The organism is Cupriavidus sp. SHE (assembly GCF_000812445.1).
Lineage (GTDB): Bacteria > Pseudomonadota > Gammaproteobacteria > Burkholderiales > Burkholderiaceae > Cupriavidus > Cupriavidus metallidurans.
Genome location: NZ_JWMB01000038.1, coordinates 1 through 16,041, shown reverse-complemented (window position 1 = coordinate 16,041; position 16,041 = coordinate 1). Strand labels below are relative to the sequence as shown.

The following is a 16,041-nucleotide window of genomic DNA, read 5'->3' as shown; positions in this document are numbered from 1 at the left end:
GTCACATCGTGAGAATGTCGTCGTCATCGAGGGTGCTCAGGTCGAACTTGCGCGTGCCTTCCAGCACCGCAGCGCGACTCAGCGCCATCACCATGGCCACGCCGGGGTCGATGCGACCGCGCAGCTTGGACTTCTTCTTGTCCGGCCGGAAGTTGCCGTTGGTGTCAAACAGCAGCGCGATGTTCAGCACCGCCCACCGCAGCAGGGCATTGCCGCCGTGCCGCAGTCGCTTGCCCATCACCAGCTCCTCGAACCGCTTCGCACCCGGGTACATGCCGCCGAAGTTCTGCGGCACCTCCACCATCGTCACGCCTTCGTCGATCAACTCGCCCACCAGCTGACTCGAGTTCCAGACGTCGAAGCCAACCTCCGCCAGGTCATACATGGCGTGGGCCGCAAGCACCGCTTCCTTGACCGGCTTGTGATCGGTAATGTCGCCAGGCGTCGCCGTCAGCCAGCCAGATTCCACCCAGCCCTTGTAATCGGCGCGATCGTCCGCGCCCTGCGTGTCGACCTTGGCTTGAGGGCACCACGTCCACACCAGGACATGCCATTGCCCGTCGGGGTCATCGTCGGTCGGCGGGAACACCAGTGCGAACGCGGTCAAATCCTGCGTTGCGGATAGATCGATGCCGCCATAGCAGCGCCGGCCCTTTAGCATGGCCGGATCGAACTTCTTCTTACCCCGGTCCCATACAGCGGGATCGATCCACCCCTCAGCCGAGTTGACCCACAGATTCAGGTCTTTCGTCTTGAAGTTGACCAGGGCGCTCGGCAAGGCCGTGGCCTTCCGAGCCATCGAGCGCATGTAGTGCCACAGCTTCGACAGGCCGAGGCCCGGGTTGGCCTTAACCCACACCGCCTCGTCGAACGGGTCGTCGCCCTCGTCGAGCGTGTACACGTAGCCGAAAAACGAGTCGTCTTCGCGCTCGCCCCTCAACACCTCGACCAGGTACATGCGGATCTGCACGCAGACCCCGTCGAGGATGAAGCCGGCGGTCGTGATCGCTGACAGCATTGGCTGCTGGCGCGCACCGAGCGCGGATTCCATCACCTCCCATACGTCCGGCGACTTCTGCGCGTGCAGCTCGTCGAACATGATCGCGTGCGGATTCAGCCCGTCGAGCGATTCGGCATTGGCCGGCAGCGGCTTGAATACGGCGCTGTCCATGGTGATCTGTTCGAGGTTCTTACCCTCGTGGATCTTGAACGACCGCCGGATGCCTGGCGAACGACGCGCCCATTTACGGAAGTTGTCGAACGCTGGCTTGTAGACTGACATGGCCTGCTCGCGCGTCGTCGCCACGGCGTAGACTTCCGCACCGGGCTCGGCATCCATCATGAACAGGTACGCACCCTGCGGACCCGTCCAGGTGCTTTTACCGTTCTTGCGCGCCACCTCCTCGTAGCCGCGCGTGAATCGGCGGTAACCGTCTTCCCTCAACCAACCGTATTTGACGGCCGTCCAGAACTTCTGCCACGGGTCCAGCAGGATCGGCTTGCCAGCCAGCGAGCCCTTGATGTGGACGAAGTACTTCTCGATGTACCGGATGATGTGCCAGGCGCGGCCCACGTCGAAACGCAGGCCACGCTTGGCACCATCCCTCAGATCGCGGTAGTGCCGTTCGACGGCCAGGTACACCAACTCGCCGACTACGATTTCGCCGCGCAATACGGGCAGACCGTAGGATTCGTCCCACTCATGCCGGACTGGCGGTGTCAGTGCGTCGACGTGCTTTTTGGTGCGACGCGCTCCAGTCCGTGTTCGAACAGATCCGCGAACAGATCGTCCTGCACGCCCTCGTCGCCGAGTTTCGCCCGCGTCGTGACCGTCGCCGGCAGCGTCAGGCAACTCTCGGGAAGCCATTGGAGTAGTTCCTTCTTATGCCCAGCTGCCACGTAGAACATCTGGTGCGGCTGCTGGTGGCCGTTTGGCGTTGTGACGAAGTACGTGCCGGTCGTCTTTTCGAGATCACGCAAGCGGATCTCCGCGTCGACCCACCTGATGAAGGTGCGGCAGACCACCGTGATAGCCAGGCCCGCCGTGAGGTGCGGCATACCGGCATCACGGAGCACGCGGCAGATGTAGTCCCACACCTTGCGCTCGCGCGCGTCGAGCTGCGCACCGGGCGGCACAGGCGGCGACTTGATTTCTTTTCCACCACCCCTCGATGATGGTTCCGGCATGTCGTCTCGATCGACCGCCGTATCGTTGTCCTGCGGGCCCATAGGCGCCTCCATCAATGCGAGCGAGCGAAAACGATCACCGACCCGTCTCTTCGCTCTCTATGGGGTGATTGGTTTAACCCCCCCCTATCAAAAAATACCCGTCTAAAAAATCCACCTGAAGCGCGGTCTAGGCCGGATCGATCACCAGGGATTGACCCACCCCCCCTACCGGGCGGCGTGCGCCGCGCCCAACTCACCGGCGCGAGTTGCCGAAGCCACCATCCTCGCGCGCGGTCTTCGCGTCGTGACACGCTTTGCACAGCGGCTGCCAGTTCGACCGCGACCAGAACAGGCGCTGATCGCCTTTGTGCGGCACGATGTGGTCGACCACCGTGGCGAGCACTACGCGGCCAACGCTCCGATGCTCGACGCAAACGGGATTCGCCTTGAGATAGGCCGCGCGCTCGCGCTGCCACTTCCCGCCGTAGCCACGGGCAGCCGAGCTGCCGCGCCGCGACTCGAACTCGATGCGCTTCAACTCCGAATGCTCAGCGCAGTACGCGGAAGCACCCGTCGCGTGCTTGGGACAACCAGGGCGGCGGCACGGGCGCGGCGCTTTCTTCGGCATCTTTGGGATCCAAAAAGAAAGGGCCTGACCAGCGGGTGTGGTCAGGCCCTTAGCAAAGCCCGTGAACGGGCCAAGGAGACAACTGCAATTCGGGTTGCCGGTTACGTAGTCCGGCGGCGTTGCGGCGCCCGTCTCTCCGACTCTTGTCGTCACCGCGCATCGGTACGACTGCGGGCAGGCCTCGGTCTGCCATCGACAGCGGGTCAAGCACGCGTCCCACTCCTGGCAGTAGCCCGTCGACCACCCGCCAGGAAAGAAAAAAGCCCGACCAAGTAAGAACCGGATCGGGCTTTTTGCTGCACGCACTAAAACCACAGCGTAGCTGAAATGTAATGATTCACTGCACGGATTTCAATAGCAGGTGCCAAGGGGGGTGTTTAACGTTCTGATTCTCAAGGCAATATTTGACCATCACGTGCAGCGTCTTTCGCATGTGATACGCCTGCCGCTCACTTACCTTCAGCCGCACCGCAACCTGACGCGCCGGCAATTGGTCGACATAGAACCCCATGGCCACCTTGCGCATATCCACTGGCAACCTCAGCACGGCCTTGTTCGTGCGCTCGCACTCATCCTCGAACGTCGCCACGAACGGTCGAACCGGAACCGTGCGCGCCTCATCGATCGTCAGACTGCTTTCGCCATAGCCCCGCCCGCCATTGCCCTTGTGCAGCCATGCTGCCCATGAATTGAGCCTCGCCCTCACCCACTCATGCGAATCGCCACCAGCCATGATCACCTCCGTTTCCCGACGATGGCCCGGACCGACGCAATACCGCGCTCGGCCACCGAGGCCGTTGCCGGCAAGTTTTCCGATTCAGGGATGCCAGGGATCGGCGGCAGGTGTTCATGCCGAGCGACGTCCCACAGCCGCGTCCATCGATCGGCCGCCGTAACCCAAGTGCCCGGCCGGATCTCACCCACACCGTATCGCACCGCAGTCCAAAACGCAGCGCGCGATGACCAGGTATCACGTCCCGCTGCGCGAAGCTGCAGCTGCTCTACCGCTTCGCCGTACGCGCGCTCGGCGCCTTGATCGGCCGCGTTCACTTGCGCCGCCTTTCACGCTTGGCCTGCGAGGCAGCCACACTCTGCAGTTGGAACTTGACCAAGTCGCCTCGCCTCGATGTCGGCCCTGACAAACCACCACCGCCGGTCGCGACTTCCGCCTTGATTCGGGCTGCGTGCGCAAGTTCGCGCTCCTGCTGTTCCGCCATTCGTCGACGCTCGACCGCACGGGCCTCGGCAACTTGGTCGGCATAGACCGTCTGCCACGCCTCACCCTGCTTTTGCACATTCCGCACCAATCCGCTGAGGTACGGCCACGGCTTCTTAGCGGTACCGGCCTGCGTAGCGCCATGCCATTCGTCCAAAACACGCTGCGCGAGCGTTTCGCTCAGACCAGCCATCCTTCGTGCGATGTAGGCCCGCTGCTGCTGCGTGATGCCCGTCGGCCAGTCGAGATGAGGCTCCCACGTGACCCCCGGCTTTGCCCCCTCATCTGATCGCCCGGCCGCAGGCCGCTTCCCACCGACGTTCACGTTCTCGTGGCGTTGCTCTGAGAACTGCTGCCCGTTGGGGTCGATCGGTGTTTCGTCGATTTTGGTGTTAGCAGCCTCCAGTGCCGCAGGCGCTGGAGGGTCGATATACCCACCTTCCTCGGGCCGCACGCCTGAGGGGGTAGGGGGAGTAGGTTTTAAGGTTTTACCGGACTCCTGATGTGTGGCGGCTTCCGCGTTTTTCGCAGTACGCCGAATGGGCCGCGAGCCCTTGCCCTGCTTGGATTCGTCGGCTGTGGATATCCGTATCGACTCTGTATCGGCCTGTTTTTGGTCGCAGTTATCCCTATCGGCGAGCGGGCAAACAAACACCAGGTCAAACGGGCCACCCATCTTCCGCAGCAGGCCGAGCTGCTGCAGGCGTGCCAGCATGCGCTGCAGCTTGGACTTATCGTGGGCCAGGAAGCGCACCCCAGACCGCCCAGCGCGCTCCGTCCATTCCTTCAGCGCCTGGTAGGAGATCCGCACGCGACGCCCTACGATGCCGGTCTTGAAGTCCATGCGAGGTCGCAACGCGCCGACGTACAGGTGGAACAAGTCCGAGCCCTCTCCCAGCAGCGCGTCGAGCTCGGCATCGTTGATTCGATATGCCGCCATCAGACTCCCTCCTGCTCAGCCTTGACGGGTTCCATCGCCGCCCACACGTGACCATGCTCCCACTGGCGGAAATGGCTGCCGAAGGCCGGGAACGGATTGGCCTCACGCTTCTCGCCGCCCTCGGCAGCTGTTCGCCCCGCCTTGCGAAGCGATTCGATCGATTGAATTGGTAGGTCCATAGAGCTATGGCCGCACACTGGCGGCCTCACAGAGAACATCAAAGGTGGAAAGGAAGGCAGCCGGATTCAGCGGCCCAGCCTCGCAGCGGTAGACCTGCGTCGCGGCCGAGATCTCAGCGCGATATGCCGCCCGCGCAGCGTCATCAGGCATTTGCTTCCAGCGCTCCTGGCAGACAAGAGCGAGCGCCGACATCTGGCCCGCCGCCTGGAACACCCAGAACACGTCGCTCAACGGCCAAAAGCCAAGTAGGTGGCTGGCAAAAGCTGTCAGGCCGCGAAGGCCCTTCTCTCTGGCTACGCCGCTAGCAACATGCCAGGCGCAACAGAGCCGATACGGCTGCGCACATGACATGCCAATCGCCTCGCGCGCCGACTTGCAACAGGACATGCCAGAGCGGAAGCGGTTCTCCATCGTCAGGCAGCCGGCGAGCGGTCAAATGCACAGAGGTCCTCCCAGACATCGCCTAGGTTGGCACCGCCGTCATAGGTTCCGACCATGTGCTGTAGGGCCTTGTCGACGCGCAACTGCGCCGTGAAGTTGGCGTCCTTCACACTGATCAAGCGGAAGACACGGCCATGCCCATGCTTGATCGCGAACACGCCGAACGGCTCGCCGCCCTTGAGGACGCGTTTCTTGACGCGATCAAAGACCGACTTCAGTTCTCGCTGGGTGAGCGGCTTGCGCGGGCGCAGGACGAGTTTTTGGCGTACGCGGCCCACCGGTACCGCGAGAGCGGCACCGGGCAGCAGATTGACTCGGGTCATACGGGAACCGAGCTGCGGAGGGACGGATCGTCTGGAACCGCAACGGCTTCGACTGACTCCCGAAGCATCGTCACCATGGTTAAGACGTGTTGGATCTCCGGTAGCACACGATCAGCCTCGCTGCGCGTGATCTTGCCGTCTGCAGCGGCCTGCGCAAACTCCGCCATCATTTCCCCGAACTCACGCGCGGCTTCGCCGGCCTGACGCATGGCAGCAGCCACGCTGGCGGACGCTCCCTCAACTTGCGGGGTAGAGATGGCAACCATCCCGTGGCGCCAGCAGAGCGCCCTCAATGGGATATGCCACCCATCGAGCTTAGCCTCCTCGCACAACTCCAGGATCAAGGAGTACTCCTCGAAATTGAGGTGGTGCGTTTCGATTCCTGGCCGCAGCTTGTTTCGCAGGACGTTGGGATACATTTGCCGTCCAAGGCGTCGACTCATGGCGTGAGCCAGCCCTTCAATCGAACCCGGATATCGGCTCGCGAGGCTGTAAAGGGCCTCGTGCTGATTGATATCGTTATCGGTTTTCACAGAAACCACGGTAAACCCCCGGAATTTGGCCGTGTTGTCTGCACGTCACAGCCATATATGCTTCGTCTCAAACGCGGCGACTTGACCGCGAGCTCAGGGAGAAAACATGTTCCAACCCAAGCCGAAATTTCTTCGCCGTATGACGCCGATCGAGAGGCGGCGAAATGCCCCTCGTCTGAGGAAGTGCTACGAGAAACTCAAGGACCGGAAGCCCGGTCTCCGCGCCCTGCCATTCGAAGGCCCGTTCGGCGCAAGTACCCCCAATCAACCTTGTCGTTCAACTCTTCGCAAGTGACAGCACCGTGCGTAATCCGCTCGATGGCCGGGCACTGTTCCGCTGCGACTGGTCGCTTGCCAGAGAGCCACTGATGAACGAGTCCTTGCGAGACCCCCAGCTGCTTTGCAAAGGCAGCCTGACTGGTCTTTGTCGTGTCGAGGTATTCGGTGAGCTTCATAAAGCAAAATACTAGCATCGCTTATGACAAAGTCAACAGCTTTGCTGGTTGATCGAATAAATAGCATTGCTACACTCGCGCCCATGAATCGACCTTCGACCACTCTCGAACCGTGGCAAATCGATGACGCAGAGCGTCTGAAGACCCTTTATGCACTGCACAAAGGCAAGATGAGCCAGGAGGAATTCGGGGTCCGCTTCGACATCGGTCGTCAGTCGATGGTGTGGCAGTACCTCAATGGCCGGCGCCCCTTGAACATCAAAGCAGCCACGAACTTCGCGCGCGGGCTGGGCGTGAGCGTCGAGGCCATAAGCCCACGCCTTGCAGAAGAGATTCGCCGAGCCTCAGCGGCCATGCGTGAGCGCATTCCCGATCCACCCGCCGCGGCAACGGCCACAACCACATCGGACCAGCGTCTGAGCTTGGTTATGGCAGAGCAGCGCCTCGACGTTCCCGGATTGGCGTCGCTGCTGGCGGTAGAGCCTGCGGTCGTTCGATCCTGGCTGGAAGCTGGAGCCCCAAAACTGCCTCTCCACCATGCAGTGAAACTGCAGGAAGCGTTCAGCTATAGCCCGAAGTGGCTTATTAATGGCACGGGAGATTCGAAGCTTAGCGGCGCGATCGAGCCTGAGCTGGATGAACCTAGCCTGCCCTTCGACGTCTTCCCCATCCCCCAGAACTCGTTCCGCAAGATTCCAGTGAGAGGCATGGCGCAGTTAGGAGACAACGGACACTTTGTGGACGTGGAATACCCAGTTGGGCATGGCGACGGCTACGTAGCTTTCCCCACAAGGGATCCGGATGCGTATGCGCTTCGCTGCAACGGCGAATCCATGCGGCCTCGCGTCAAACACAATGAGTTCGTGGTCGTGGAACCCGGAACGCAGATCCAGAATGGAGACGAGGTGCTGGTGAAGTCGCAGGACGGACGCGTGATGGTCAAAGAACTCGCCTACGTACGCGATGGCATCGTTCACCTCTCGTCGGTGAACGAGAAGCACGGGATGCTGCGCATCCCACAAGAACAGATCGAGCGCCTGCACTTCGTTGCCGGCATCGTAAAGAGATCGTCCTGGTACCCCGACTGATAGCGCCGCGCCACATAGTCATAGCCCGCTTTGCGCGGTTTTTTTTCGCCCAAAGCTATCACAACAAGCATCGCTATTTAAACAATCAATCAAGTACAAACAGCGTTGCTGTTGAGTTTGATAAACAGCATTGCTAGTATCGCCTCATCGACGCAACCTTGCGTCAGCATGGGGATCATCGTGAACAAATTCATACGGGTCAAAGGCTGGATTACCTACTTCGCCCTAGTGGCGGCGGTCTTCGTTGTCCACGCCTGCGCCGCTGAGCTCGACTCGCAAGCCGATGCCCCTGCGTCGGCTCGACATGCGTGAGGCCAGCCATGCACCTCGAATTCAACCTGCGAGGAAAGGCCCGCCCCAACTGCTTCGTCGTGATCGACGATTTTGGAACGAAGCGCGACAGCCTTAATGCCTACCTCGAATGTGGACCCGCCCCATCCCTCCGCCAAGGGATCGCCTTCCGCTTCAGCGAAGATCATGATTCCGACGTCGTCCGCGCACGCGAGGCACGCCCCAGGCATTTCTGCGCCCGCGAGGCTGCCGCCTTTGCTAGCCCGATCGGGCTGAGCATCGAAGCAGAAATCCGCATCGATTTCGAGCTGATCCCCGCATGGGACGAACACAATTTCGCTCCGATGTGGACACAGGCCAAAGGCGCCCAGATCCGGATAACGGACGCCGGCATCAACGAATGGGAATGGAACCCCACATCGACATCGATCGCGCAAAAAGCGCTCGAAGCGTTCTGCTGGGCCTACGTTGAAATGGAACGTGCGCGCGAGGATGCGAGCGTCCGCCGAGCCATGGAGACCGAACAATGATGCGCCCGCTCTATGTCGACCTCCCGACGGTCGCATCCATCGTCGCGCTCTCGGAAACCAGTGTACAGAAACTCGTACGCGAAGAGCCGTTTCCGAAGCCGCGCGCGGCTTCAAGCCGCCGCGTGGCGTGGCTCGTACGCGAGATAGAGGAATGGGCAGAGGCCCGCCCAGTCTCCAACCTCCTGCCACCGAAGAACACATCGCGGAGGACGCCACAATGATCGCCTTCCGCATCACCATCGACGGCCACCGCACCTACTTCGGCCTCTACCGCAGCTCGTGGGATGCGATCGAAGACGGCTTCGATCGCGGCGCCCGGTCTGTGGCTGTCACCCGCGCATGAGTCACCGCCCCTTCTCCCATGCCGCACTGGTCGCAGAGTTTCTGCGCATCCAGGGAAGCGGCATCGCGGAGGAGGAGGTCAAGAAGCCGGCGATCCGCAAAGCCCTGATCCGCCTGATTGCAATGCGACTCAAGGCCCAGCGCGCCGCAAACCACCAGCGAGACCGCCAACGACGTCCGGCGATCGACCTGAAGCGCCTCCAAGCAAACGACCTCGACTGAGGAGATAGCCATGCTGATCGGACTCGCCGGCCGCGCCGGCGTTGGCCAGGATGTCGTCGCCGACTACCTGACCCAAACACACGCCTTCACCTCCACCACCCTCATTACCGACGACCTGGTTGACGAACTCGCTGACCACCAAGTCGTGGTGACCACAATCCGCGATCGCGCAGATGCCGACCGGCTCGCCGATCGTGGCGGCGTCCTTGTGTACCTGTGCGACCCACAGTTGCCGCATCTGGGCCCGGAGAACGGTATCGCCTTACGCGACGTCGACCACGCGGTAGAGGTGACTTGCGATTTCTTCCGCGTGTTCGACCTGCTCGATCGTGTGATTGGCGAGGCCGAGTTTCTGGGGGAATCGGTATGAGAAAGCGCAGCCACTATCAGCAGCGGCCCATCGCCATCCCCATGACGACCCAGAACCGACAGCACGTCGAGCTCACGTATTACGCCGACCTGGCCAGCTTCATCAGCGCACCGACCGATACCGCCTACAACCGCCTGATGCGCACGCTGGAGCTTGCCTCCTTCGCCATGGCCGCACAGGACATCGCCGACTACACGGTGCAGCTGCGCTCCGCCAAGCGCGCCATGTCTGCGGTTTTCGACCGCAGCCAGATCACCGGCAGGGTCACGGTGCTCGAGCTGGAGGCAATGACGCTCCGCGCCGCTGCACCAGCTATCGAGGAGGCCGTCTGTCGCGTGCGCCTCGATACGTTCAACGCCGCCCACGCGATCAACAAGGAACTCATGCGCGCGCAAGGTGCGCCGGTCGAAGCATGACCACCGCTAAGCGATACCACCAGGAGACTCCCATGACAAAACTTCGCACGCCGCGCGCCGCATCCATCGACAGCGTTGCAGCTCGACTCCCCGAAGAGCAGGCCAAACGCCTCGCCGCCACGTCTCAACCCTGGAAGAAAGCACCACGGCGCACAAGCGAAAACGATCTGGCCGTCGACCGTTTCGCCAACGCAATGAAGTCGCGCTTCGCTCGCATCCCCGTACATGGCTGGGACGACCCGCGCGAGTACTCCACGGAGCTGCTCGCGAAGCTGCTCGGCGAAGCGATGTGCGACGGAGATCCCGTGCATGTCGGCGCCATTGCCGCCATGCTGTACGGTCGCCGCGCCGACAAGAAGCTAGCCGCCGAGTACGCCATGCGCGCGTTCCTGCACGGCGCACGCGACGACCAGTCCGCCAAGATCGCCACGCTCACCGCCGCCCTGACGGGCATCGCCAACATGCAGGATCGCGACGGCAATCAGATCGAGATGCACCGCGATGAACTGCGCGGCATCGCGCGCACCGCACTTGGCACGGAGGGCACGCGATGACGTGCTACTCCGCCCTGCCTATCACGACCGGAGCGTGGCTACTTTTTGCGGCGGTCTGCCTCTACGCCATGCACCGCCAGGCCAAATGGATGGCCGCGCAACTCCGCAAGGACCAGACCGACTGGGAACAGGGCTTCGTGCGCTCGCTGGCCAACCGCATGCACGCCGGCGAGGTGACGAAGCTCACCGGCGACCAGGTCGACAAACTCGACGAACTTCACGGGAAGCACTTCGCATGAACACCCAACCGCAACGCCGGATCATCCGGCTTCCTGAGGTCTGCGAGCGCGTAGGCCTGGGCAAGACGGCCATCTACGGCCGCATCAAGGACCACACATTTCCCTCTCCGATCAAGCTCGGCCGCGCCAGCGGCTGGGTCGAGGAAGAAGTGCTGCAGTGGGTGGACGAGCAAATCGAAGCCACGCGCGGGAAGCACTGATGGACTGCACCACTGCACTGATCATCACCGCCGTCGCAGGTGTCGTCTTTACCGCGGCAAGCGTCTACGCGGCGCCGGCCGCAGATCACTCTGTGGCGCCGCGCCAGAAAACAAAAACCGACTTGGCCCCTGGGTCTCCCGGTAAGCGGTTGGAAGCTCACACCGGGGATACGCAGACTACCTTTTTGCAGCAGCCTGGCCAGGACAAGTCGGTCGAATCGAGTATAGCAAGCCAGCCCATGGTTCTTGCGGCGAATAGCTCGCCAATCACCGCAGAATGTGCAGCGAATAACAATGGCGAGGTCGGCCAATGATCCGTCGCGAGTACAACAGCTTCGGCTTGGTCTCGCACGTCAATCCGATCGCACTAGAAAGGCGGCTCAAACTCGGCCATTCCGGCCTGGACCGCTTCCACCAGATCCTTGACATCGCTTATTAGCGTCTTCAGATCCTCAACTTCGATATCTACGGAATTGCCGTCCTTGTCCTTGCCATTTCTATGGACGATGTCGTGCCGCTTCAGGATAGCCGCAAAAATTCCGGCACACTCAGGAAACTCAACCGCAAAGCAGTCTTTGTACATCAGGCGAACCTTTGCAAGGTTATGCCAGAGGACGTCAGCCAGATGACGTAAGACTCTTTGCTCGAGGCCATCCATTGCCTCAAAGATCGTCGCCAAGGGGAGCGATTCTTTCTTGTATTCCGGTGTCGACTCAACGTATCGGCGGAGCGCCTTCGCATTTCCCTTAAGGGCGGACACAAAAGCGCCGCCGAGGTAGGTCTCCATCAGAGTCACAACTGCGGCGTAGAGCATTCGCAGGTACATATCCTCTACCGCCTTGTCGTACCCGGATTTCATCAGCGCTTCGATCTGGCTGATACCTTCGATAAAGCTGCTATGGTGGTCAACCGTCCGAAATTCTTCCAGATAGAAGTCTTCGTAATCACCAGGTTGCTCCCGTGGCGCCCACTCGTAGCACTCACCTTCAAGCTCGTCGACAAGCTCCTCGATCACGTCACTCGGAACAACATCTGCGAATTCTTCCTGCAATACCTCTCTTGCATCATGCGGTCCGCCATAAATCCAGATGTAGCCCCCCTCCCGACTCTCGTACGGTGTGCGCTCAGCGGGATCTTCGTAGTGCTCAAAGAACCAATGACGCATAGCGTCCAATTGCAGTTCCCGAGGAAGATCCTTTAAATCTTCAGCACCCACCATCAATTCAAGCATCCTACTCACGTCAGCTCCCCCCTTTGTCTGGGGCAAGAATCCTAGCATGACGAAAGAACGCCACATCCTCTTCAACGGCGCCACGGCAAAACGAGCGCGTTTTACCGTTGATAGGCAACAAAAAGCCCCGCCGATGCGGGGCTTAATATGGTGATCTGCGCCTGGGGCGCGCACAAGGCGGCGCCAGCGCAGGCGGAAGAGGTGCTGCGGATCGTGCGCATGTCTAGGCTAGGCAACCTGCTCTACCACCTTAGCCTGAACCAGGACGGCAGCCCGAAGCATCCGCTCGACGTCGCGAAGACGAAGCGGCCGGAGCCATTCACACCGCGATACCTGCCACACAGGTAAAGCGAGAATATGCGCTTCACAGGTAGAGCAGGGAGGACATGATGGAAAGCCGAACTACTTCCTTTTTACGGATTGCCGGGGGAATGAAGACTTCGCATGGTTGGTCAGCCGCAACCTGTATCGACGTCGTGTCGGCCATCAGATCGCTCTGACGCACAAGAGCGAAGAAAGCGCGGCGGTGGCTTGGGAATACCGCCGCCCCACTCACGAGCTACTTTTTCTCGGTCTTATAGAAAAGATGATTCGCATCCAAAAACGTGACGTAAAACGTATTGCAGTCAAATAACCGCTTCGTCTTCGGATGTTCCTTCCCATGAAATGCTCCGGGCACAACAAATCCCGCCAAACGAACTGCAGACGCCAACCGAAACCGGCCCCACCAGACTTCGTGAGGGATATAAGGCGGGTGGGTAAACTCGGAGTTCTTCGGGAAATCCCTATAGATCTTCAAAACCCCCTCTCTTGACCAATGATCGAGGGTAAATTTTGAATATTCTTTAAGACAATGAAATAGCTTACACAAATCATCGCCTTCCCAATCATCAAAATTCTGACCAGCAGATTGCACAGTAAAATAAGCAAAATTAAACTTGCACTTCTCTGTCAGTAAGTCCCCATCTCCTTCTAAGCTCGCACTCGGCAGTGCACCCAAAAATCTCTCTTTACGTTTGCTGCCGAATCCACTCATAGTCGCGGAACCCCCCCGATCTTCCCTTCGTCATACACCGGAAAGAGGGGGCGATCATTTCTAATGATATCTCCACCCACTTCATCAAGCCGATAGGCGAAACTCTCGTTATCTTCTTTCGCTACCAAATAAGTTCTATACTTTCCAAGCAAGTCGAGAATTTTCCCATCATGCGTTGTAAAAAGTAATTGCGCATCATTTTTGTTGATCTTCGGATCGAGAAACAAGTTTACGAGCTTTGGAAGAATATGCGGGTGCAAGTTTATATCAAACTCATCCAGCGCAAGCACGCCGCCCGTATCAAGCATAAGCTTATAGATCCCAAGGAATCGAAAGAGAGCTTTTGTTCCACTTGACTCGAACTCGTCGATGACTGCTTCGTCTTTGCCTCCAACCTTGTGCACAAAGATCGGAAATGGAGTTTTATCTCCTTCCTTGTCTTCGATTTCGTGAATTAGAATATTAGAAATTCCAATATCACACTTTCTAATAAAATCCGCAGCAAATTTCAGAAAGGTTGGTTGCTCTTTCATCAACGCAGCAGCATTTTCGATAGTTACCCATTGATCTCGGAGGCCAGCCCAATTCACGTTCGTCGCAATGAGCGAGAAGAATTTATAAACCGACTCGAGTCCAGGTGACTGATATTGGTTTGCTAGGGAAATAATAGAAACATTTTTTCTCAACCGAAGTTTCTTTAATTCCTCCAACGGCTTTGTTGCGTAGACGATTTCGTTCCCGACTCGCTCGATCAACCTTGTCTTCTTCTTTAGCGTTCGGTAGATCACTTCCCGAACCACGTGCGTCCGGTTAACGGTAAGTTCGTAGCGATATTCAGCTTTGTCATGATAAAACTCGACGTAGAATTCGCTATCCATTCCGTTGCGGTAATAATTCTCAACGAGGATATTAGCCTCCGGATCCCAACTGAACGATTTAGTACAAAAATCGGTCAAGAAGGAGACGCCTCTTATCAAATGAGTTTTTCCCGCACCATTGGCCCCTTTGAAACATAGAACCGGAGCAAAATCTTTTCCTTGTGATATCGACTTAGGCACGTTAGCACCCAATCGAAATGAAATGTCAACGCCTTCCTTGAAGGAGAAAAAATTCTTGAGGCCGAATGCGAGTAGCACGCCTTTCCCCTAACACCAACTATTCGAAAACCGTAGTTTCCGTCAAATTTGACGGAAAAACAATGTTTTCATACTAGATGGGGGCATAACCCAACCGAATGTAACTAATCAGGCCTTCAGAGCCGTGGTTTCGAGCCAGTTTGCCCACGCCTGCATCATCTGCCGGCGCTCGGGCAGATACTGTGCGTGGTTGTACGCCGCGCGCACTTTGTTCCTCTCCACGTGCGCCAGCTGGCGCTCAATGACGTCAGGCCGGAAGCCCAGCTCGTTCAACGCCGTCGACGCCAGGCCACGGAACCCGTGCCCGGTCATGCGCGAGTGGTACCCCATGCGGTACAGCGCATAGAGCATCGTGTTATTGCTGATGTGACCTGTCTTTCCGCGCGGGCTGTAGAAAATGTAGTCGCGGTGCCCATTGATCTCGCGCAGCTCCTTCAGCACGGCCACGGCCTGCTTCGATAGCGGCACCACATGCGGGTCGCGCATCTTCATCCGTTCGGCCGGCACTAGCCATTCGCCCTTCTTCTCGTCGATCTCGCACCACTGTGCCTGGATCATTTCCGTCGTGCGCACGAACGTCAGCGTCATCAGCTGCAGCGCCAAGCGCGTCACCTTGTCGCCCTCGTAGGCGTCGATGTCGCGCAGCAGCTGGGGCATTTCGCCCAGCGTCACCCGCGCCATATGCTGTACCGGTGCCGCCTTGAGCACGACATCGCTATCGATGTCAGTGGCCGGGTTTCGATCGCACAGGCCGTAGACGATGCCGTACTGGAACACCGCGCGCATGCGCTGTAGCACCCGCTTGGTAGTTTCACGCACGCCGCGGGCCTCAATCTTCTTGAGCATGTCCAGGATGGCCGGCGCGCGGATGTCCGCGATCGGCGTGCTACCCATCACTGGAAAGACGTCGTTCTCGAGCGAGGCGATCACCTTGCCGGCATAGACCTCGCTCCAACTTTCCTTCTGGGTGGCATGCCAGTCTCGGGCGACCGCCTCGAAAGAATTGCCAGCGGCGATCTTGGCCGCCCGGCGCTGGTCCTGTTTGACCGCACCCGGATCCTTGCCGTCGGCGACGTGCGACCTGGCCGCATCGCGCTGCGCGCGCGCCTGGGCCAGTGTCACGCCGGGGTATGTGCCGAAGCCAAGTCGATTCTCAGCGCCGGACGGCCGGACGTATTTGAAGCGCCAGAGCTTGCGGCCGTCGGCCATCACCTCAAGATAGAGGCCGCCCCCATCGAACAGCTTATAGGAGCGCTCGCGTGGCTTAGCGTTGCGGATTTTGGTGTCGGTGAGAGGTTCGACCGTACGGGGCATCGCGTAGGGGCACCGATAATCGGGGCATCAGAGAATGCCCCAAAGGATGCCCCAAAAAGTGACGGATGCCAACGGCAGACAGCGAACTTTCGCGAACGTCGAAACGCTGGAAATGGCTGTATTTACTTAGGTTGGAGAACTTCAGAGGACAGCGGTGAACTTCATTATGGTCCCGCCGACAGGAATC

26 protein-coding genes are annotated in these 16,041 nt (G+C 59.4%); 12 read left to right on the top strand and 14 right to left on the bottom strand.

Annotated features, from left to right (window positions below):
• Position 1 precedes the first annotated feature (1 nt).
• From RN01_RS19155 to RN01_RS19105, 10 genes are all read right to left on the bottom strand, one after another.
• Positions 2-1,672 carry a terminase large subunit gene (locus RN01_RS19155; protein WP_231582285.1) on the bottom strand — a complete coding sequence of 557 codons (1,671 nt, stop codon included), beginning with the start codon at positions 1,670-1,672 and terminating at the stop codon, positions 2-4.
• A gap of 47 nt (positions 1,673-1,719) precedes the next feature.
• Positions 1,720-2,229, bottom strand: a complete 510-nt coding sequence (locus RN01_RS34665) for a hypothetical protein (RefSeq protein ID WP_231582284.1) — start codon at positions 2,227-2,229, stop codon at positions 1,720-1,722.
• 193 nt (positions 2,230-2,422) lie between these two features.
• Positions 2,423-2,707 (bottom strand): HNH endonuclease, encoded by a 285-nt coding sequence (locus tag RN01_RS19145; RefSeq protein ID WP_231582283.1) that lies wholly within the window; start codon positions 2,705-2,707, stop codon positions 2,423-2,425.
• 427 nt (positions 2,708-3,134) lie between these two features.
• A complete protein-coding gene (locus RN01_RS19140) occupies positions 3,135-3,530 on the bottom strand; it encodes a hypothetical protein (protein WP_039016731.1) in 396 nt (131 codons plus the stop codon).
• Positions 3,531-3,843: 313 nt separating this feature from the next.
• Positions 3,844-4,953, bottom strand: a complete 1,110-nt coding sequence (locus RN01_RS19130; RefSeq protein ID WP_039016729.1) for a hypothetical protein — start codon at positions 4,951-4,953, stop codon at positions 3,844-3,846.
• Entirely contained in the window at positions 4,953-5,132 is a 180-nt protein-coding gene (locus tag RN01_RS19125; RefSeq protein WP_039016728.1) for a hypothetical protein, read from the bottom strand. The genes RN01_RS19130 and RN01_RS19125 overlap by 1 nt, the downstream gene beginning before the upstream one ends.
• 4 nt (positions 5,133-5,136) lie before the next feature.
• Positions 5,137-5,544: a hypothetical protein gene (locus tag RN01_RS19120; RefSeq protein ID WP_039016727.1), complete on the bottom strand. Its 408-nt coding sequence runs from the start codon at positions 5,542-5,544 to the stop codon at positions 5,137-5,139.
• Positions 5,545-5,546: 2 nt separating this feature from the next.
• Positions 5,547-5,897: a hypothetical protein gene (locus RN01_RS19115; RefSeq protein ID WP_039016726.1), complete on the bottom strand. Its 351-nt coding sequence runs from the start codon at positions 5,895-5,897 to the stop codon at positions 5,547-5,549.
• Positions 5,894-6,430, bottom strand: coding sequence for a phage regulatory CII family protein (locus RN01_RS19110; RefSeq protein WP_156149784.1), 537 nt, complete (start codon positions 6,428-6,430; stop codon positions 5,894-5,896). Before RN01_RS19110 ends, RN01_RS19115 begins: the two co-directional genes overlap by 4 nt.
• Positions 6,431-6,627: 197 nt before the next feature.
• The gene (locus RN01_RS19105; protein WP_082019916.1) at positions 6,628-6,885 is read right to left on the bottom strand and encodes a helix-turn-helix domain-containing protein; all 258 of its coding nucleotides are present in this window, start codon (positions 6,883-6,885) and stop codon (positions 6,628-6,630) included.
• Positions 6,886-6,968: 83 nt separating this feature from the next.
• On the opposite strand from RN01_RS19105, the gene RN01_RS32520 reads away from it, so the two are divergent.
• The 11 genes from RN01_RS32520 to RN01_RS19055 all read left to right on the top strand — a co-directional run bounded on the left by RN01_RS32520 (position 6,969) and on the right by RN01_RS19055 (position 11,451).
• Positions 6,969-7,973, top strand: coding sequence for an XRE family transcriptional regulator (locus tag RN01_RS32520; RefSeq protein ID WP_197067578.1), 1,005 nt, complete (start codon positions 6,969-6,971; stop codon positions 7,971-7,973).
• 320 nt (positions 7,974-8,293) lie between these two features.
• Entirely contained in the window at positions 8,294-8,794 is a 501-nt protein-coding gene (locus RN01_RS19095; protein WP_039016724.1) for a hypothetical protein, read from the top strand.
• Complete coding sequence (locus tag RN01_RS19090; protein ID WP_369799871.1) at positions 8,791-9,015, top strand: helix-turn-helix transcriptional regulator; 225 nt, start codon at positions 8,791-8,793, stop codon at positions 9,013-9,015. The genes RN01_RS19095 and RN01_RS19090 overlap by 4 nt, the downstream gene beginning before the upstream one ends.
• Positions 9,012-9,137: a hypothetical protein gene (locus RN01_RS34925; protein ID WP_255354634.1), complete on the top strand. Its 126-nt coding sequence runs from the start codon at positions 9,012-9,014 to the stop codon at positions 9,135-9,137. Before RN01_RS19090 ends, RN01_RS34925 begins: the two co-directional genes overlap by 4 nt.
• Positions 9,134-9,358: a hypothetical protein gene (locus RN01_RS19085; RefSeq protein WP_039016723.1), complete on the top strand. Its 225-nt coding sequence runs from the start codon at positions 9,134-9,136 to the stop codon at positions 9,356-9,358. Before RN01_RS34925 ends, RN01_RS19085 begins: the two co-directional genes overlap by 4 nt.
• 10 nt (positions 9,359-9,368) lie before the next feature.
• Positions 9,369-9,728 (top strand): hypothetical protein, encoded by a 360-nt coding sequence (locus tag RN01_RS19080; protein ID WP_039016722.1) that lies wholly within the window; start codon positions 9,369-9,371, stop codon positions 9,726-9,728.
• The gene (locus RN01_RS19075) at positions 9,725-10,144 is read left to right on the top strand and encodes a hypothetical protein (RefSeq protein ID WP_039016721.1); all 420 of its coding nucleotides are present in this window, start codon (positions 9,725-9,727) and stop codon (positions 10,142-10,144) included. Before RN01_RS19080 ends, RN01_RS19075 begins: the two co-directional genes overlap by 4 nt.
• A gap of 32 nt (positions 10,145-10,176) precedes the next feature.
• Positions 10,177-10,698: a hypothetical protein gene (locus RN01_RS32515; protein ID WP_052261190.1), complete on the top strand. Its 522-nt coding sequence runs from the start codon at positions 10,177-10,179 to the stop codon at positions 10,696-10,698.
• Positions 10,695-10,937 (top strand): hypothetical protein, encoded by a 243-nt coding sequence (locus RN01_RS19065; RefSeq protein WP_039016720.1) that lies wholly within the window; start codon positions 10,695-10,697, stop codon positions 10,935-10,937. Before RN01_RS32515 ends, RN01_RS19065 begins: the two co-directional genes overlap by 4 nt.
• Positions 10,934-11,137 carry an AlpA family transcriptional regulator gene (locus RN01_RS19060; RefSeq protein WP_039016719.1) on the top strand — a complete coding sequence of 68 codons (204 nt, stop codon included), beginning with the start codon at positions 10,934-10,936 and terminating at the stop codon, positions 11,135-11,137. The genes RN01_RS19065 and RN01_RS19060 overlap by 4 nt, the downstream gene beginning before the upstream one ends.
• Complete coding sequence (locus tag RN01_RS19055; RefSeq protein WP_039016718.1) at positions 11,137-11,451, top strand: hypothetical protein; 315 nt, start codon at positions 11,137-11,139, stop codon at positions 11,449-11,451. The genes RN01_RS19060 and RN01_RS19055 overlap by 1 nt, the downstream gene beginning before the upstream one ends.
• 53 nt (positions 11,452-11,504) lie before the next feature.
• Here the strand turns inward: RN01_RS19055 and RN01_RS19050 are convergent, their stop codons facing one another.
• Positions 11,505-12,368, bottom strand: a complete 864-nt coding sequence (locus tag RN01_RS19050; RefSeq protein ID WP_156149783.1) for a hypothetical protein — start codon at positions 12,366-12,368, stop codon at positions 11,505-11,507.
• A 147-nt stretch (positions 12,369-12,515) separates the two neighbouring features.
• Here RN01_RS19050 and RN01_RS19045 point away from each other — a divergent pair, with 147 nt between their 5' ends.
• The gene (locus tag RN01_RS19045; RefSeq protein WP_052261188.1) at positions 12,516-12,716 is read left to right on the top strand and encodes a DUF1643 domain-containing protein; all 201 of its coding nucleotides are present in this window, start codon (positions 12,516-12,518) and stop codon (positions 12,714-12,716) included.
• Positions 12,717-12,927: 211 nt separating this feature from the next.
• On the opposite strand, the gene RN01_RS33990 is transcribed toward RN01_RS19045, so the two are convergent.
• The 3 genes from RN01_RS33990 to RN01_RS19035 all read right to left on the bottom strand — a co-directional run bounded on the left by RN01_RS33990 (position 12,928) and on the right by RN01_RS19035 (position 15,854).
• The gene (locus tag RN01_RS33990) at positions 12,928-13,368 is read right to left on the bottom strand and encodes a hypothetical protein (protein ID WP_156149782.1); all 441 of its coding nucleotides are present in this window, start codon (positions 13,366-13,368) and stop codon (positions 12,928-12,930) included.
• Positions 13,369-13,400: 32 nt separating this feature from the next.
• Positions 13,401-14,540 (bottom strand): ATP/GTP-binding protein, encoded by a 1,140-nt coding sequence (locus RN01_RS19040; RefSeq protein ID WP_039016716.1) that lies wholly within the window; start codon positions 14,538-14,540, stop codon positions 13,401-13,403.
• A 108-nt stretch (positions 14,541-14,648) separates the two neighbouring features.
• Positions 14,649-15,854, bottom strand: coding sequence for an integrase arm-type DNA-binding domain-containing protein (locus tag RN01_RS19035; protein ID WP_039016715.1), 1,206 nt, complete (start codon positions 15,852-15,854; stop codon positions 14,649-14,651).
• Positions 15,855-16,041: the final 187 nt, after the last annotated feature.

Coding starts and splice junctions, on each gene's coding strand:
- RN01_RS32520 (WP_197067578.1), top strand. CDS start 6,969: ATGAATCGACCTTCGACCACTCTCGAACCGTGGCAAATCGATGACGCA.
- RN01_RS19050 (WP_156149783.1), bottom strand. CDS start 12,368: ATGCTTGAATTGATGGTGGGTGCTGAAGATTTAAAGGATCTTCCTCGG.
- RN01_RS19130 (WP_039016729.1), bottom strand. CDS start 4,953: ATGGCGGCATATCGAATCAACGATGCCGAGCTCGACGCGCTGCTGGGA.
- RN01_RS19055 (WP_039016718.1), top strand. CDS start 11,137: ATGGACTGCACCACTGCACTGATCATCACCGCCGTCGCAGGTGTCGTC.
- RN01_RS34665 (WP_231582284.1), bottom strand. CDS start 2,229: ATGGGCCCGCAGGACAACGATACGGCGGTCGATCGAGACGACATGCCG.
- RN01_RS19125 (WP_039016728.1), bottom strand. CDS start 5,132: ATGGACCTACCAATTCAATCGATCGAATCGCTTCGCAAGGCGGGGCGA.
- RN01_RS19065 (WP_039016720.1), top strand. CDS start 10,695: ATGACGTGCTACTCCGCCCTGCCTATCACGACCGGAGCGTGGCTACTT.
- RN01_RS19045 (WP_052261188.1), top strand. CDS start 12,516: ATGGTGATCTGCGCCTGGGGCGCGCACAAGGCGGCGCCAGCGCAGGCG.
- RN01_RS19120 (WP_039016727.1), bottom strand. CDS start 5,544: ATGGAGAACCGCTTCCGCTCTGGCATGTCCTGTTGCAAGTCGGCGCGC.
- RN01_RS32515 (WP_052261190.1), top strand. CDS start 10,177: ATGACAAAACTTCGCACGCCGCGCGCCGCATCCATCGACAGCGTTGCA.
- RN01_RS19035 (WP_039016715.1), bottom strand. CDS start 15,854: ATGCCCCGTACGGTCGAACCTCTCACCGACACCAAAATCCGCAACGCT.
- RN01_RS19060 (WP_039016719.1), top strand. CDS start 10,934: ATGAACACCCAACCGCAACGCCGGATCATCCGGCTTCCTGAGGTCTGC.
- RN01_RS19140 (WP_039016731.1), bottom strand. CDS start 3,530: ATGGCTGGTGGCGATTCGCATGAGTGGGTGAGGGCGAGGCTCAATTCA.
- RN01_RS19085 (WP_039016723.1), top strand. CDS start 9,134: ATGAGTCACCGCCCCTTCTCCCATGCCGCACTGGTCGCAGAGTTTCTG.
- RN01_RS19080 (WP_039016722.1), top strand. CDS start 9,369: ATGCTGATCGGACTCGCCGGCCGCGCCGGCGTTGGCCAGGATGTCGTC.
- RN01_RS19075 (WP_039016721.1), top strand. CDS start 9,725: ATGAGAAAGCGCAGCCACTATCAGCAGCGGCCCATCGCCATCCCCATG.
- RN01_RS19095 (WP_039016724.1), top strand. CDS start 8,294: ATGCACCTCGAATTCAACCTGCGAGGAAAGGCCCGCCCCAACTGCTTC.
- RN01_RS19105 (WP_082019916.1), bottom strand. CDS start 6,885: ATGAAGCTCACCGAATACCTCGACACGACAAAGACCAGTCAGGCTGCC.
- RN01_RS34925 (WP_255354634.1), top strand. CDS start 9,012: ATGATCGCCTTCCGCATCACCATCGACGGCCACCGCACCTACTTCGGC.
- RN01_RS19115 (WP_039016726.1), bottom strand. CDS start 5,897: ATGACCCGAGTCAATCTGCTGCCCGGTGCCGCTCTCGCGGTACCGGTG.
- RN01_RS19090 (WP_369799871.1), top strand. CDS start 8,791: ATGATGCGCCCGCTCTATGTCGACCTCCCGACGGTCGCATCCATCGTC.